The organism is Sinorhizobium saheli, from assembly GCF_001651875.1.
GTDB lineage: Bacteria > Pseudomonadota > Alphaproteobacteria > Rhizobiales > Rhizobiaceae > Sinorhizobium > Sinorhizobium saheli.
The window spans coordinates 1-15,042 of sequence record NZ_LNQB01000048.1; the positions used below are offsets into that span (position 1 = coordinate 1).

A 15,042-nucleotide genomic window follows, 5' to 3' on the forward strand; every position below is an offset into this window, starting at 1 on the left:
CGCTTTTCTTGCAACACCGTGCCGCAGAAAACCGAAATTATATCGCACTATCAAAGACGTGCGGATAGTTCACGGGCGACTGATTACCGTCAAGTTTCGTAAGGCCTTTGCAGGATAGACGAGCCTTACCAGGAAACGACAATTTCTCTTTAGGCGCGCGCGTGTTCTGGGATGGGCCTCAATGCGAGACAGGTAGGTCGAACGGTTCCTAGGAGCGGTGAAAGCCATGAGCGATGACCCGTTTTGGAGACGATTGCTGATCTCGGTCACCGACGGTGAGAGAGAAAAGCTGCGCCGTTGGTGTCATGCCCGCGGTTAACTCGAGCCTTCGGGACGGTTAAAAAGGGTTAAAACGGCATCGCAGTCGGCGGTGCGAGATGCAGTGGGTCCGTCAAGATTTCCGATTGGCTTGAAAATGAGGTGATGCGATCGCCTTCGTCGGTCCATACTGCCTGTTCAGCCTGTAGGAAGAATATGACGGCTGAGATCTGGTCCAATGCCAGAAAGAGTCACGGCATCTCGCGGATCCCCGCGCACGCCCGCATGGAGAACATCGAACTTGGGAAGAGAGGCTATGCTTGTTCAGCGCGGGTCCCGGCCCGGTGTCGGCGGAAACGCCTCGTCCCGGAGATGCCGAACGAGATCGATCTCGGCGTCGCTCTTGAGGGACTCGTCGCGATGTCGACCGGGAATTCCTTGCCGGTCATCCGCTCTAGCGTTAGCAATCGTCTGGTGACGCCGCTCCATCAGGCCGAAGGGGATGGGAGTCAGTTCTTCATCCCCTCGGATAACTTGGTCAATCCAGACCGAGCCTCTTGCGCAGGTCTGCATTTTCCGCCCGCAACTTTTCCGCCAAAAGCTTGCGGAGCCTCTGGTTTTCCTCTTCGAGCGCTACGAGATCCGCGAATTCGTCGCCGGTCGCAACAGGCTTCTCGGCCTTTTGCTCCACGGGCTTGGCAGTTTTTTTCCACTGATAGTAGGTTTGCTCCGAAATGCCGGCGCCCTTGATGGCGTCCTTCAGTGTGCCTTTGCCTTCGCTGACTTGCGTCTCGATGAGCTGGAGCTTCTCGTTTCTCTCTTGTTCGCTATACCGCCTCGGTTTGGCCGCCGTCTTTGACGGCGCCGCTTCAGCGACCGCCTTTTGGCGCCGTGGCGACTTCGCCTTCTTGGCCGTTGGTATTTTCACATCGGTGACTGCCTCTGGATCCGCAGTCACCGGGCCTAAGTTACTCTCGTCCGCCATCCTATGTTCCCTTTAATGAGCGTCTTTCCTGGTCCAGTGAACACCAGAGTGGGCACGATGGTCAAACTCCGACTTTTTGCATGGTCTTTCAGCGCCCGGCACGAGGCTGTCGAGGGATGGCGCTTGGTTCACGCATGCCCCGGCCGGGCTTTGTCTGGAAAAGGCACACTTGCTTATTTCTTGTTCACGGTTGCTACCTTAGCATGTTGACAAGGCGCGGATGGGCACCTTCGCTGCAGTCGGTGGTGTTCCGCCACGGGGCCTCAGAGCCACTCCCGCCAACATGCCTGAAAATGATTGTCGTAGACATGACGGAAAAGACGCAACTCAAGTCGCCGGAGCAGATGACCTTGTTTGACCACGAGTTCGAGACCATTCTCGATGCGATCCCCCAGCCGATTATCATCAAGGACGAGCTGTCTCGCTTCCGCTTCCTGAACACCGCTGCATATGCCCTGGTCGGGAGGGCGCGCAGGGATCTCATTGGCCGCAGCGACAGCGACATCTTGCCCGGCGCAGAGGCCAATCGCATTCGCGAGATGGACAAGGAGGTTCTCAGGACGGGTACCGCTCTCTCCGTCGAGGAAGACATCACCCTGTCGGATGGCACGGTTAGAAACCTTGTGACACAAAAACGTCGTGTCGAACTCGCCGGTGGAGGCTCGAAGGAGAGGCTTGTCGTCGCGACGATCCAGGACGTCACTGCCTGTCGCAAGGCCGAGACCGAGCTGCGCAACAGTGAAGAGCACTATCGCTCTTTGGTCGAGCTGCATCCCCAGGTGCCGTGGACGGCAAGTCCGTCCGGCGAGGTTCTCGAAGTAGGTCCGCGCTGGAAAGACATCACCGGCTTCGAAGCCGCCGATGCGCTGAAGCGGGCGGAGGCAATACATCCCGACGACCTCGATGACGTGCAGCGGCTGTGGTCGAGATCGCTTATCACCGGCGAGCCGCTCGACGTCGAGTTCCGCCTGGCGACCGCAGAGGGTTGCTATCGTTGGTTTCGCAACCGTGCTGCTGCACGAAAAGCGCAAGACGGCACGATCGTGCGCTGGTACGGGATTCTCGAAAATGTCGACGATCGCCGCAAAGCGTGGGAGGCCCTTCAGGAGAGCGAGTCTCGTTTCAGGGCAATCGCCGACGACGCGCCGGTGATGATCTGGGTGACGGATGCAAGCGGCGCTGCCACTTACCACAGCCGACTTTGGCTCGAGACGACCGGACAGACCGCCGAGCAGGCCAAAGGTTTCGGATGGGCGGAGGCCGTTCACCGCGAGGATCGTCAAAAGGTCGAATGCGGATTTGACGCAGCCTTGCGCCGGCAAAAGCCGGTGCGGGTGGAATATCGTCTTCGGCGCGCTGACGGCAGCTTGGCCTGGGTCATTGATATCGGGCAGCCGCGCTTTGCTTCGGATGGTAGATTTCTCGGCTATGTCGGCATTGCCCTCGACATCACGGAACGCCGCAAAGCGGAAGAGGAACGGCTGCTGGCACAGAAGCAAATCCACCACATGGCCCGACACGATGCACTGACCGGATTGCCAAATCGCCAGTTTCTCCGCGAGGAGTTCGCACGGCTTGCCGAGAAGATCGCGCCGGGCACCAAAATCGCAGTGTTCTGTCTTGTTCTCGATAATCTGAAAGCGATCAACGACGCCTACGGTCGCACCACGGGCGACCTGCTGCTGCGCCGCGTGGCTGCGCGGCTCGGAAATTCTGTCAAGCAATCCGACATGCTCTGCCGCTTCGGTGGCGACGAATTCGTCGTCTTGCGCACCGGCATCACGGGCAGTGACGAAGCGCGCTGCCTAGCCCAGCAGTTTATCGATGTCCTTCAAGTGCCGTACGAACTCACAGGAACGCAGGTGGATCTTGGCCTCATCGTCGGCGGGGTGGCTGCCCGGATGGCTGACCAGCCACTTGATGACCTTATCCAGGCTGCCGACATTGCGCTCGAGCAAGCCAAAGCCGGCGGGCGCGGCACGTACGTGGAGTATGAGCCCGGTATGGACGCTGATCTCCAAGCAAAACAGCAGATGAAGGTGTCCCTTCGCCGCGCGCTCGAGAAGGGCGAGCTGGAGGTCCACTACCAGCCGCTGGTACACCTACCTACGGGCAGGATCACGACCTGCGAGGCGCTCGTGCGATGGACGCATCCAGAGATGGGGCCGGTGTCTCCAGCCGAGTTCATCCCGATCGCCGAAGAGACGGGGCTGATTGCTCCGCTCGGAGACTGGGTTCTGAGGCAAGCATGCAAGGAGGCGACCAAGTGGCAACCGCATGTCAGCGTGGCCGTGAACTTGTCCCCTCTGCAGTTCAGGAACCGGCGGCTCGCATCCGACGTTCGCAACATACTGGGCGAAACCGGGTTGGCCCCCTCACGCTTGCAGCTCGAGGTGACCGAGTCGGTGTTTCTCGATGGGAGCGACAGCAACCTCCGGCTCCTGCAGGAGCTGCGTCAGCTCGGCGTAAAACTCGCCATGGACGATTTCGGGACCGGTTATTCATCGCTTAGTTATCTGAGGAGCTTTCGTTTCGACAAGATCAAGGTCGATCGCAGCTTCATTTCCGACTTGCCGATGAGCGACGAATCTTTGGCGATCATACGCGCGGTCGCCGGAATTGGCCGCACGTTGCGGATAACAACGACCGTCGAGGGCGTCGAGACGGAAACCCAGCTCGATGCCATCAAGGCAGAGGGGTTTGATGAGGCGCAAGGCTATCTGTTCGCACGCCCCCTCCCCGCCGAGCGGATACCTGAGCTCATCCAGACCCTCCATATGTAATCCGCGTGAACGACGCCATCGCAAGGACACGGTCAGGCGACAAGCACGACAAGTCGAGCCTCTGAACTTCAACGAAGGTCGAAACGTTCAAGCATTCTCTTGAGCTGTCTGTTTTGCAGATGAAGCTTTTGAGCCAGGAGGGTTCTCAGCTCCTGGATTTCCTTGTCGAGGATGGCCACGTCATTGAGGAAGGCGTCCCCGGAGCGCGAAGATTCTACGTGTTGATCTTTGTCTGCGAAACCCCCGCGCTTCGCGCCGGCGCGGGGCCTCTGCTTACGCTCTCGGCGCTCGACCCCCGTTTTCGTCAGAAACTCTTTGCTTTGCTTCCCTTGTGGCGCTACGTCAGCCGCTTCCGTCGGCAAAGGAGGCGCTGCATCTCGCGCAGCGGTTTCGATTTCTCCATTGGGCAAGTCCGTTGGCTGCGTGGCATCAGCGGCGTCGTCCTCTTTGTCCACTGCCAAGGAAGACTGATTGGCCGGGTTGCCGGCCTCGCTTGGCGCTTCCGTCGAATTATCGAACGGGCGCACCGGCGTGTGTTCGGCTTCGCTTTCAAGAGGCTCGGGTTCAGCGCCATGCCCGGTCGAATTCTCATCAACGGCCGACGGTCGTCGCCGTGACGCCAATTCAACAAGGAATTTCCACGCGGTTTTCATCGTTCCACCTTAAGAAACCTGGACTGCGATTCGGCTGTAGCCATTTTAGACATGCCGTACTGCCGGTTACTACGAGGCAAGGCCACGAAATCTCCTCTGCTTGACCGCCGCGGGGGTGATGGTTGTGACGCTCAACCGCCACTTCCCGCGGATTCACGCGAATGGCGCATAGCCGTCGCCTCTGATGCAGATCCAACCGGGTTCCAAGTTTTTCGTGGCTGCCAAGGGGTTTCTTCGGTGCGGTATGCTACCGCGGAGCTTAGGGAAAAGTGAGCCCTCGGGTAGTCCGCTCCGCTCCCGCACGCCAAAAAAATTGGATTTTGTTATAGAACCACGACCGTGCGCTAATTGGCGGGCGCAAGCGAGATCAGTCGCGTTTAACAGCGGTCCGGCATGCACGGGCTCTAGACGTGAACGGGGGCGATCAGACGAGAAACCGAATGTCCCTCCCGAACGTGCCAGATTTGCAAAGGCCGCGTGATGTCCAGGGCGACAGATCCTCGACGGCGATCAACGGGCCGGCGGTGCAACTCGCGACGTTTGGCCTCACGATGCGCCCGCAAATCTTGGATGCAGCCCGGGGCAAAGAGCGGCTTTGCATGATCAGCGCCGGAGATGCTCAATGTCCGCCACGGTGCGCAATGCTCGCCCGCTTGACGGTCCGGAATAGACGTCGGCGCTCAAGATCTCGTCTGCAAAGACAATACCGGTGTCTTCGACAATCTTTGCGACCGGAACCTGAAAATTCTGACCAGGTTTTGTGCTGTTCGGCCCGACCGGCAGTCGTTCGAACGGAAGGTTGAGGGCATAGTCCTGCTGGCTGACCATATAGCCGCTGGTATAGAGCCTGTTGTTCCTGTCGGTGACCGCAATCACCTTCCAGAAAAACTGCGGGATCAGAATTCCCCTGTGCTCTTCGTCGTCAGAGCGAAACAGCGGGCCGGAGAAGACCGAAGCCTGAACATCCTCTTCGTCGGTGTTGTAGAGCAGAAAGTTTTCCAGGCCCTGCCAGAGATCGGCGCCCTGATTGAAGCCCCAATATTGCGGCGAGCAATTGGTCCACTGAAACGTGTCGTCATTGGCCTGCTTGGCAACGCGGATCTCGCCCCAAACCGGATCGAGGCGGCGCACGAGGTGGCCGCGGTCGAAATAGTTCTTCGACGGCACTGGCTCGTTGCCGTAGAGTTCGTCGCCGTTTTGCAGTTCCTCGGGGATGCGCGGATCGTAAAACCACACGTCATTTCCCCGCTCCAGGTTCGTCCAACGGGCACCGTCGATGTTGACGGCCGTGTAGAAGGCCATCTTGCGCTTGGGATTGGCGTTGAGGACCACAGAGAAGTGCTGGTAGCGCAGAACGTCGTCGGCTGCACCGGTGACCTTCGCCGGTGAACCATGCCGCAGTGCGTTGGGTCCCAGTGTGGGCAACGGGATTTCGACGGGCAGGAAATCTGACCGATAGCCTTCGCGTCCATCGAAATAATTGGCCGGGCGCGTGTGCCGCGTCGGCCGGCGTCTTGCCTCGGCAGCAACAAGCCTGAGGGCAGGTGCGGCGACGAGGGGCGGCCCGACGATGCTCTCTCCCGGCGTCGTTCCGGCAAACGGCTTCACGCCGGTCGCATCGGCGACAAGGCCATCGACCAGGGTGGAACGGGCAAAGCCCGGCGCCGCTATCCTCTCCTGGACGTCGGCGATAAGCTTGGAGATGCGAACGCCTTCATTCGCGAGCCAGTGAACTTTGTCGACGGGCAGATTGATGGCGATGCGGGCAGGCGCGGTTGTCTTGTCGGTCAGCACCCAGTGCTCCTCGCCATCGATCAGCCGGCGGTCAGGAACGCCTGCATGATGCAGGCAAACCACCTGCCAGGCATCCGTGAAGACGGCCGCGCCCGACGACCCGTTCGCGGTATCGGAGGAGTACCAAAGGAAGTTGTCGCGCGCCGGGTCCGCCTCGTCGCCATATTTGACGAACTTGTTTTCTCTGAGCGAAATGCGCTTCGTCTTGGCATCGGGATGTTGAATGATCGTCGCATACTGGCCGACCTCCGTCTTGCCGGTGCGCGCGTCGAGACGGAGGAAACCGAAGTCGGAGATTGGCGTTGCGCCATCCTCGCTGTTTTCCTCGATCGCAACGACCGTGTAATCGAGCGCCTCCCTCGGGCTCGTGACGAAACCGTCTTGCGGGGAAAGCCGGAAGCGTGTCGTTCGCTTCAGCCGCCCTTCGGCGTCGAGTTCATAGCCAAACTCGACGGTTGCCTTGAGGGCGTCGTCGGGGGAGCCGATGACGTGATTGTTGGTCAACAGCAGCCGCGGCCCGATCAAGAACCCGGTCCCCCAGTCACTGCCGTCGCCAACGGGTGCCGGAACATTGATCCTGCATACGGCCCTTGATGCCATCAAACCGCGCTCAAGATAGTTGATCTCGACGAGATCGTTTTCGCCGATCAGGGACTCAAAGACGTCGAAATCCACCCCGGCTCCGGCGCGCGCCCGATGGACGACCTGCTCGATCAACCGCATCGGGTCGACTTCGGGCACAGCCTCGCGGCCTGCGGCGATCTCACCGGCCAGTTGTTCGTCCGCAAATTTGGAGATTTCCATTGGCAGCCCCTCTTCAACTTATGGCGAAGAACTACAGCACGGAAACAACAACGGCGTGACGAACCGAGGGGTGATTTCTCCAGCCGATTGAAAAGTAATACGAATTAGCTTGCATGAATGTTTTGTGACATTTGCATGGGAGCGCCGCGTCATTATCGATTTGTTATCCCTGGCTGCCTATCGATGCGCTGATGCTGCGGCGCACGCGGCTGCCACCTCAACGAAATTTCGGGACATCTCTCATGGGCTGGGTCGATCGCCTCCTCTCGCGTTTCAAAATCCGAACGAAGGTGATGCTGCTGGTGTTGCCCTTCATCCTGAGCATCACCGCGGTCGGGGTGACGGGGATACTCGCATCCGGGCTCTTGCAAAGCCGGATGGCGATATCCAACGATGTCGCGGCATCGCTCAGCGGCTTCAAGGATGTCTATGCGGCGATGATCAGCTTTCTCGATCGGACGACCGAAGAAAACCGTGCGCTCGTCTTCCGCAAGCTCGACGAGCAGCGCGCCGCGCTCGACGCTGCCGGCGCACGCCTGACGCCGCAGGCCGAAGGCTGGGCGGAGCTCGAAAGCGCATCCGCGGCGCTTTCTGCGATCAACGGCCGAATGGACGACCTTTGGGCTCTGCATGCCGATGAAGCCCGCCTCGAAGCCGGCATCAAAGGGGCCTTGGGAGTCATCTCGACATCGCAGGCGGATCTCTTGGCCGCCGCCACCGCCTTCGACAAGTCGATCTCCACGCAGGAAGACGACGCCAAGGAGAAACTGCGTGACGCGCAAAAGATCCTCTCGGCGATAAGCTTTGTTGCCGCGCTCGGAGATGCATTTGCCGCGCGCAAGGACGATGGCGAGGGCTATCGGGCGCTCGCCACAGCCATGGGCGACCTGAAGGTTCACCAGAAGCTGCTTCCGATCGCGTTGCCGAAGAAATCCAGGCCGCTGGGCAAGGCCTTTTCGGCCAACGTCAGGGCCTTGAAGGCCCTCACGGACGACAAGGCGCGCCCGCCGGAAAACCTAGAGAAAATCCTGGATGTCTTCGCTGAGCTCAAAGCGCTGAAGGAGCCGCTCGAGACGGCGGCGACCGAAAAGATGCAGGACGTGTCTAAGACCTTCGATGAGCTCAATGCCTCGGTTGCCAAGGCCGGGCTCGTGATGCAGGACACGCGCCATCTTAGCGATGCCATCTACCTGACGCGCATCGCACTTGCCGAATTCATGCTCGACCGTTCCGCAGAAAAGCAGTCGACATTGGCAACGCACATCGCGCAATGCCGCAACGCGCTTTTTGCGCTGAGCTCGACCGCGGGCGATCTCGGCTTCGCCGGGGAGCAGTCGACCAAGCTCGCAACTTCCTTTGACCGGATTGAACAGTCCGCCGTCGAACTTGTCGGCGCTACCGGCAAGCGCACACAGCAATTCCAGGCCGCTGCCGACGAGATCGACCATATCGGCGAGCAGCTTTCGCTGTTCGCCGACCTGCAACGGAGTGCCGCCGGGCGCCAGAGTCAGGATGCCAATAGGCTGTCGATCGGCGCCATGGTTTTCGGCGTGATCATCGCTCTCGTCTCCGGCGCAGCCCTGGTGCTGACGCTGAAGGGGCCGATCGGGGAGATCACCCAGGCGATGCGCAATCTGGCCGGTGGCCTCATCGACACGGCTGTCGCTAACCGGAATCGCGCCGACGAGATCGGCGAGATGGCGCGTGCCCTCGACGTCTTCAAGACCAATGCGAAGGCGAAGATCGCGCTCGAACAGCGGTCCGAACGGGAGCGCGCCGCGGCCGATGCCGAGCGTGATCGCAACGAAGCGGAGAAGTCGCGCCGCGACCAGGAAATCGCCTTTGCAGTCGACGCACTGGCAGATGGGCTCGACGCCATGGCAAGGGGCCGGCTGACCTCAACGATCGAGACACCCTTCGCCCCTGCGCTTGATAAGCTGCGCACCGATTTCAACGCCGCCGTCGCGGGCCTCAGGCAAACCCTCCTCGACATCCGCACGACATCGTCCGTCATCCAGGGAAGCGGCCGTCAGATGGCCGAGGGCGCCAAGGCGCTCTCCGGTCGCACCGAGCAGCAAGCCGCGTCGCTCGAAGAGACGACCGCAAGCGTTGATGAGATCGTCGCCACCATCCGCAGGGCAGCCGACCAGGCGGCCAATGCCGACAATACGGTCTCCAAGGCCAAGCAAGACGCCGATCGCTCCACCGTCGTCGTGGGCAATGCCACGGCGGCCATGGGGCGGATCGAGGCCGCCTCCAGCCATATCGGCCACATCATCGAGGTCATCGACGACATCGCATTCCAGATCAATCTGCTGGCGCTCAATGCGGGCATCGAGGCGGCGCGCGCCGGCGAAGCCGGCAAGGGTTTTGCCGTCGTCGCCCAGGAGGTGCGGGAACTCGCGCAGCGGTCCGCCGGGGCCGCCCGGGAGATTGCTACGCTGATCGGCAACTCTACCGCCGAAGTCGCCAAGGGCGCCGGCCTCGTCTCCGAAACCGGTGCTGCATTGCTGGATATCTCCAAGCACATCCTCGAGATCTCGACCCAGATCGAGGCGCTCGCGCTGTCGAGCCGGGAGCAGGCTACATCGATCGCCGAGGTGAACGTCGCGATCACGCGGCTCGACCAGCTGACGCAAAGCAACGGAGCCATGGCCGAGGAGACACAAGCCGCGAGCTGGACGCTGTCGGGCGAGGCGGACTACCTGATGGAACTCGTCGACCGGTTCGACCTTGGTGATGAAGGCGGCTTAGTCCAGGATACAACCTGGCCAGGAGATCAAGCCGCAAAGATCGAGATAGCAGCAGTCATCCCCACGGGAGAAATTCATCGGGATGACGCCTTCGGCCGGCTTGCCGGAAATATCGGACAGCGCTCTTTAGCGAGGACTAGATCACGATAATCCCCGCTCCGCCCGCTAGGCCGGCACCGGCTGCAGTCAGAAGCAGCGTCTCGCCGTCAGCGAATGTCTTCCTTTGGTTGGCAACCGACAACGAGAGCGGGATGGTGGCAGCAGAGGAATTGCCAAAGGTTTCGATCGTCCTGACCGTCTTTCCGGGATCGATGGCAAGATTGCTGCACACCACGTCAAACATGCGCGCGTTGGCTTGATGCGGAACGAAGCGGTCGATCTCGGCAGCTGCAATTCCCGCCTGCTGCAGCACGCGCTCGGACGTTCGGGTCATCAGGGCGACGGCACGGGAGAACACCTCGCGGCCATCGCGCATCGTCATCAGGAAATCCTCTGCAGGAGTACCGCTGGCAAAGGGCCGACTGCTGCCGCCACCCGGTATGTGGATCAGATCGTAGCCGCTCCCATCCGATACGAGATCGGCGGAGAGGAGGCCGCGCTGCCGGTCCCCGCATGGCGCAAGCACGACCGCGCCGGCGGCGTCGGCAAAGAGCACTGCACTCGCCCGCTCGGCGGGATTGATGCGGCGACTTAAAATATTGGCGGCGACGACGAGAACGGCGCGGCCGTGGGCGCGGACGAAACCGTCGGCGAGCGTCAGCGCATAGAGAAAACCCGAACAGGCGCCGGCGAGATCAATCGCCCCGGATCGTTCGAGGCCCAGCCTGTGTGCAAGGAGCGGCGCCGACGGCGGCAGAAGATGATCCGGCGTCGAGGTGGCGAGCAGTGTCAGCGCGATTTCGCTTCGCGCGATACCGGCATTGTCGAGCGCCATGCGGCCGGCCTCAGCGGCAAGGCCGCTCAGCGTATCTCCCTCTTCAGCCCAGTGGCGCGTTCGAATCCCGGTCCGGCGCTCGATCCAACCTACCTCAAGCCCGAAACGCGCTTCGATCTCGGCATTGTCGACGCAGCGTGCCGGCACGGCGTGCCCGAACCCGGCCAGGCGAGAGGATCGTGTCCGCATCGTCATGCCTTCCCGAGAACGATGGAGGCCACCTCGTCGATGGCGTCATAGGCAAGCCCGAGCTCATCCGCGGTCACACAATAGGGCGGCATCAGGTAGATGACATTGCCGAGCGGACGGATAAGCAGACCGCGCTCGCGAAACAGCCGGCGCATGCGCGGACCGACCTCGGCAAGGTAGCCGCCGGATGGCACGACGAGGTCGAGCGCCGCGATCGTTCCCATCTGGCGCATATTGGTAAAGCGGTCGTCGCCTTCAAACCGCGCCAGGTTCTTTCGGTGCATGGCCTCAAGACTTTCGATCCGCTCGAGCACCGGCTCGTTGCGCCAGATATCGAGATTGGCGACGGCGGCGGCGCAGGCGATCGGATTGGATATGGTGCATGTCGCGTACCTGCGGGTCTGGCGGTCTGGCGCGTCGCGGAGGCGCTGGAATAGGGCACGGTCGGCATCAACACCGGCGGCTGTCATCCCAAGCCGCACCGTTCGGCGGCATCAATCCATCGGGCATAGGGTGCGAGGGTCTCGGCATTGCCTCGAAGACCATCTCGAGATGAATTATCTTTGCTGGGCGGGCTTTGGCAAATCGCCCGTTACAACGACGCTCATTGCTAATTCCGGTAGGTGCCTGGAAAGATAATATCCTGGTCGACCAGGATGTTGAACTTGTAACCCGGTCTGATCTCAAGCGTTGGCTGGACATTGAGGTTTCGACTGATCGTCTGCTCGGCGACGCGGCCAAAGCTCTCCGCGAAGTTCCGTCGTGCTGCATCGGACGCGGTTTCCTGGGTTGCCAGCGTCGCGCTGTCCGGCATCGACGCATCGATCCCCGTTCCGATCAGCGCGATAAGCGCCGCCGAACCGAAGGTCCTGAAATAGTGGTTGTTCACCTTGTCGTGGAAGCCGCCATAGCCTTGAGCATCCGTGCCGGCCATGCCGCCGATCTGCAGCGTTGAACCATTCGGGAAGATCAGGTCCGTCCAGACGACGAGCACCCGGCTTTGACCAAAGGACACCTTGCTGTCGTAGCGTCCGAAGAGCTTTGCCCCCTGGGGAATCAGCAAGCGATGTCCGGTGGCGCTGTCATACACATTCTGGCCGACCTGGGCGGTGATGCGACCCGGCAGATCGCTGTTGATCCCGGTGATCAATGTTGCAGGAATGACCGAACCCCGCTTGAGCTCATAGGGAGAGAGCTGCGGCACGACCCGGTTCGAGAGATAGCCGAGCTCCCTGATGTCGGCATTAAAGAAGTCCTCCTTGGACGCCTGCCCGTTCTGATCCACGTCCTGTCCGGGCAGGCCGTTTCTGAGGGCTGCGGCATAGAGATCCGCGGCCGACGTCTGCGCGCCCGCGGTCGTCGTTGATGAGGAGTCCTTTGCACCGGTATTTTGTGCCTTCGCCTCAAGCTTGCTGCGGTCGATCGCAAGCGGCGCATCGAAGGCTGCGGCGTTCGCCTGCAGTCGCACCATGCGCTGCCGGTAGCGCTCGCGCAGATATTGCTCTTCCTGTTCGCGCTGGAGGCGCGCACGCCATTCGTCATCGGTAGCGTCCTCCCTGTTCGGGGTCTGGTCTTCCGCCATCTTTGGCTGTTCCGCAAACGGAGTTGCTTCTTCCTTCTTGGTCTCGACGGGAGTCGGCTGGAAGTTCTGGGCCTTCTCCGGCTCGCCGATGATGCCGTCCGTCACACCCTGCTTGAGTTGATCGGCATAAGTCGATGCGGGATTACCGGTGGTCTGATCGAGCCCCTGGTCCTTGCCGAAGAACAGACCGCGGTTCGTCAGACCGAAGAAGATCACCGCCAGGAACACGACGACAAACCCGATCACGACAATCACGGGCAGGCGGTTGATCCGCTGCATCGGTCTCGCCTGACTGTGGGCGGCCCCACCCAGTTGAATCGACTGCGTCATGGCTCTCTCCTCACCCTTTCCGCATCACCGACAGCGGGCTTGCCGGCGTGGCGCCGGCTTCCGTTACCGTGTAGGCGCGTCCGATGTCGACCGTCGCGGTGGAGAGCCGGGCGAGCACCTGGTCCTCATAGGGCTGCAGCGCATAGGCGATTGCCACCAGTTTTGCCTTGTCATCAGTCTTCTGGTCGGTGACAACAGAATAGCCCCAGCCTTTGAGCGCCGCCTCCAGCGCCTGGCCGAACGGCGAGCCATCGGGCTTCAGCGCAACTGTTGCCTTTCCCGGGCCGATCTGCTCCGCAAAACGGCTCACCATGTCACCGGCAATGGCGCTTGCCGCCGGTCCTGAGATTTCCGCCGGAGCATTGCTGGCGACCAGGTCCTCGGGACCGGTTGCCTGGCACCCGGAAGTCATCACGACGGCGGCAGCCGCGAAGGCTTGCAGAAGGAGGGATCCGACGCGCATCACCGCCCTCCCCGCCTGATCGTCACCTTCTGCTGCTTCCAGCCGACGCCAGAAACGAGGACGGCGCGGTCGATATTGTAGTCGACCACCATCATTCCGCTCTTCATGCGATAGTTGACGATGCGGTTTTCGCCGCCGGAGACGACGAAGAGCACCGGCGCATCCTGGCCGGCGAGCGAGCGCGGGAACTGGATATAGGTCTTGGCGCCATCGCTATAGACCCTTGTCGGCCGCCAGCTCGCCCTGCCCGAGACCGAATAGCCGAAGTTCAGCTTCTCGGCCGGCACGTTTGCGCCGGGAATCGTGCTTGCCTCAAGCCGCGCATTGATGTCGGCAAGCTTTGACGAGACGTCTTCCGGATATTCGAAGCCGACGCGTGCCATATACTGCGTGGCGTTGGATTTCAGCTGAATGTGATAGGTGCGCCGTGAGGTGGTCACCACCATCGAGGTGATGAGCCCTGGTTCGGACGGCTTGACGATCAGGTGGATTGCCTGGCCTCCGACCGCACCCGACGTCGCCGGCTCCACCTTCCATCGCACCATGTCGCCGACGAGCACGTCGCGGACCACTTCCCCGGCCTGGAGCTCGATATCGCAGACCTGGAGCGGTGAGCAGACCACCGACGGCTGGATCTCCCCGAACAGGAAGATCACCTTGCCGTCGGCGCCCTTGGTGACGAGTCCCCTGCCCGCTCGCCACTGGTTCGAGATCGTTGCGCCCTTGGTCTCGTTGGCGCTCATCGACTGCGCGAAAGCAGCCGGAGGGAGGATGGCGAGCGCCAGGGCAGCAGATAGCAGTGCCCGTTCGAGGGCTGTGTTCGTAGTCGCATTCATCGGCATGCCTTTCAAAGCTGCGCGGTCCAGTCGAAGTCACGCAGGTAGAGACCAAGGGGGTTGAGACGAATGACGCTTTCATCCTGCGGCGGATTGAGCGTCACGGTGGCGACACCGCGGAAGCGTCTTACACCGGTTTCCTTACCCTTGCGGTCGCGCTCATATTCGGTCCAATCGATCTGGTAGGATTGTTTCGACAGTGCCACAATGTTGTTCACCTCGATCGCGACCGTCGCAGTCTTCGCCTTCTCGAACGGAGAATTGCCGCGGAACCAGCTGTTGACCTTCTCGGTCGCCGGATCGTTGGTTCTGAGCAGCGCATAGGTCCGATCGATATACTGCTTCTGCACCACCGCATCCGGTGTGACCGACCGGAAGTTCGTCACGAAGCTGCCAAGCGTGGCGCGCACCACCCGCGGATCGGCATATTCGATCTGCTCAGGGAAACCGGCATTGGCCGCCGTCCCGAGCTTGTCGACCTCGACGATATAGGGGATGAGCTTCACTTGCGTGCTCTGGTAAAGCGCATAGGAAAAGCCGATGACGGCCATCAGCATGCCGGTCAGGCCGACGATGCGCCAGGCCGCGGCAGCCTTCACATAGGAGCCGTAGCGCTCGGTCCATTCGTTGCGGGCAGCAATGTACGGATTAGCGGGCGGGGTTGATCCGGCCATGTCT

Annotated in this window: 10 protein-coding genes and 1 pseudogene; 2 read left to right on the plus strand and 9 right to left on the minus strand. The window is 61.2% G+C overall.

The genetic code is table 11. The features are described 5' to 3' along the window. Positions 1-796 precede the first annotated feature (796 nt). Positions 797-1,243 carry a transposase gene (locus ATB98_RS02465; RefSeq protein ID WP_066868587.1) on the minus strand — a complete coding sequence of 149 codons (447 nt, stop codon included), beginning with the start codon at positions 1,241-1,243 and terminating at the stop codon, positions 797-799. A 308-nt stretch (positions 1,244-1,551) separates the two neighbouring features. Here ATB98_RS02465 and ATB98_RS02470 point away from each other — a divergent pair, with 308 nt between their 5' ends. Beyond that, positions 1,552-4,026, plus strand: a complete 2,475-nt coding sequence (locus ATB98_RS02470; protein ID WP_066868653.1) for a sensor domain-containing protein — start codon at positions 1,552-1,554, stop codon at positions 4,024-4,026. 68 nt (positions 4,027-4,094) lie between these two features. On the opposite strand, the gene ATB98_RS28670 is transcribed toward ATB98_RS02470, so the two are convergent. Both ATB98_RS28670 and ATB98_RS02480 read right to left on the minus strand, forming a co-directional pair. Further along, the gene (locus ATB98_RS28670; RefSeq protein WP_153435511.1) at positions 4,095-4,679 is read right to left on the minus strand and encodes a hypothetical protein; all 585 of its coding nucleotides are present in this window, start codon (positions 4,677-4,679) and stop codon (positions 4,095-4,097) included. A 603-nt stretch (positions 4,680-5,282) separates the two neighbouring features. Further along, on the minus strand, positions 5,283-7,277 hold the full coding sequence (locus tag ATB98_RS02480; protein ID WP_066868597.1) for a DNA/RNA non-specific endonuclease: 1,995 nt from the start codon (positions 7,275-7,277) through the stop codon (positions 5,283-5,285). A gap of 242 nt (positions 7,278-7,519) precedes the next feature. Between ATB98_RS02480 and ATB98_RS02485 the strand changes: the two genes are divergently transcribed. After that, positions 7,520-10,180: a methyl-accepting chemotaxis protein gene (locus ATB98_RS02485; protein WP_234781849.1), complete on the plus strand. Its 2,661-nt coding sequence runs from the start codon at positions 7,520-7,522 to the stop codon at positions 10,178-10,180. Here ATB98_RS02485 and ATB98_RS02490 read toward each other — a convergent pair. The 6 genes and pseudogenes from ATB98_RS02490 to ATB98_RS02515 form a co-directional block, all read right to left on the minus strand. Then, positions 10,167-11,153, minus strand: a complete 987-nt coding sequence (locus ATB98_RS02490; protein WP_066868599.1) for a beta-ketoacyl-ACP synthase III — start codon at positions 11,151-11,153, stop codon at positions 10,167-10,169. The genes ATB98_RS02485 and ATB98_RS02490 overlap by 14 nt on opposite strands. Positions 11,154-11,155: 2 nt before the next feature. Further along, positions 11,156-11,560: pseudogene (locus tag ATB98_RS02495) on the minus strand (aminotransferase class III-fold pyridoxal phosphate-dependent enzyme); the annotation flags it as partial. Between the two features lie 203 nt (positions 11,561-11,763). Further along, entirely contained in the window at positions 11,764-13,065 is a 1,302-nt protein-coding gene (gene trbI, locus ATB98_RS02500; protein WP_066868602.1) for an IncP-type conjugal transfer protein TrbI, read from the minus strand. A 10-nt stretch (positions 13,066-13,075) separates the two neighbouring features. After that, complete coding sequence (gene trbH, locus ATB98_RS02505) at positions 13,076-13,528, minus strand: conjugal transfer protein TrbH (RefSeq protein ID WP_066868603.1); 453 nt, start codon at positions 13,526-13,528, stop codon at positions 13,076-13,078. Next, positions 13,528-14,364: a P-type conjugative transfer protein TrbG gene (trbG, locus tag ATB98_RS02510; RefSeq protein WP_066868655.1), complete on the minus strand. Its 837-nt coding sequence runs from the start codon at positions 14,362-14,364 to the stop codon at positions 13,528-13,530. The genes trbH and trbG overlap by 1 nt, the downstream gene beginning before the upstream one ends. A gap of 11 nt (positions 14,365-14,375) precedes the next feature. Next, a complete protein-coding gene (locus tag ATB98_RS02515; protein ID WP_066868605.1) occupies positions 14,376-15,038 on the minus strand; it encodes a conjugal transfer protein TrbF in 663 nt (220 codons plus the stop codon). Positions 15,039-15,042 lie beyond the last annotated feature (4 nt).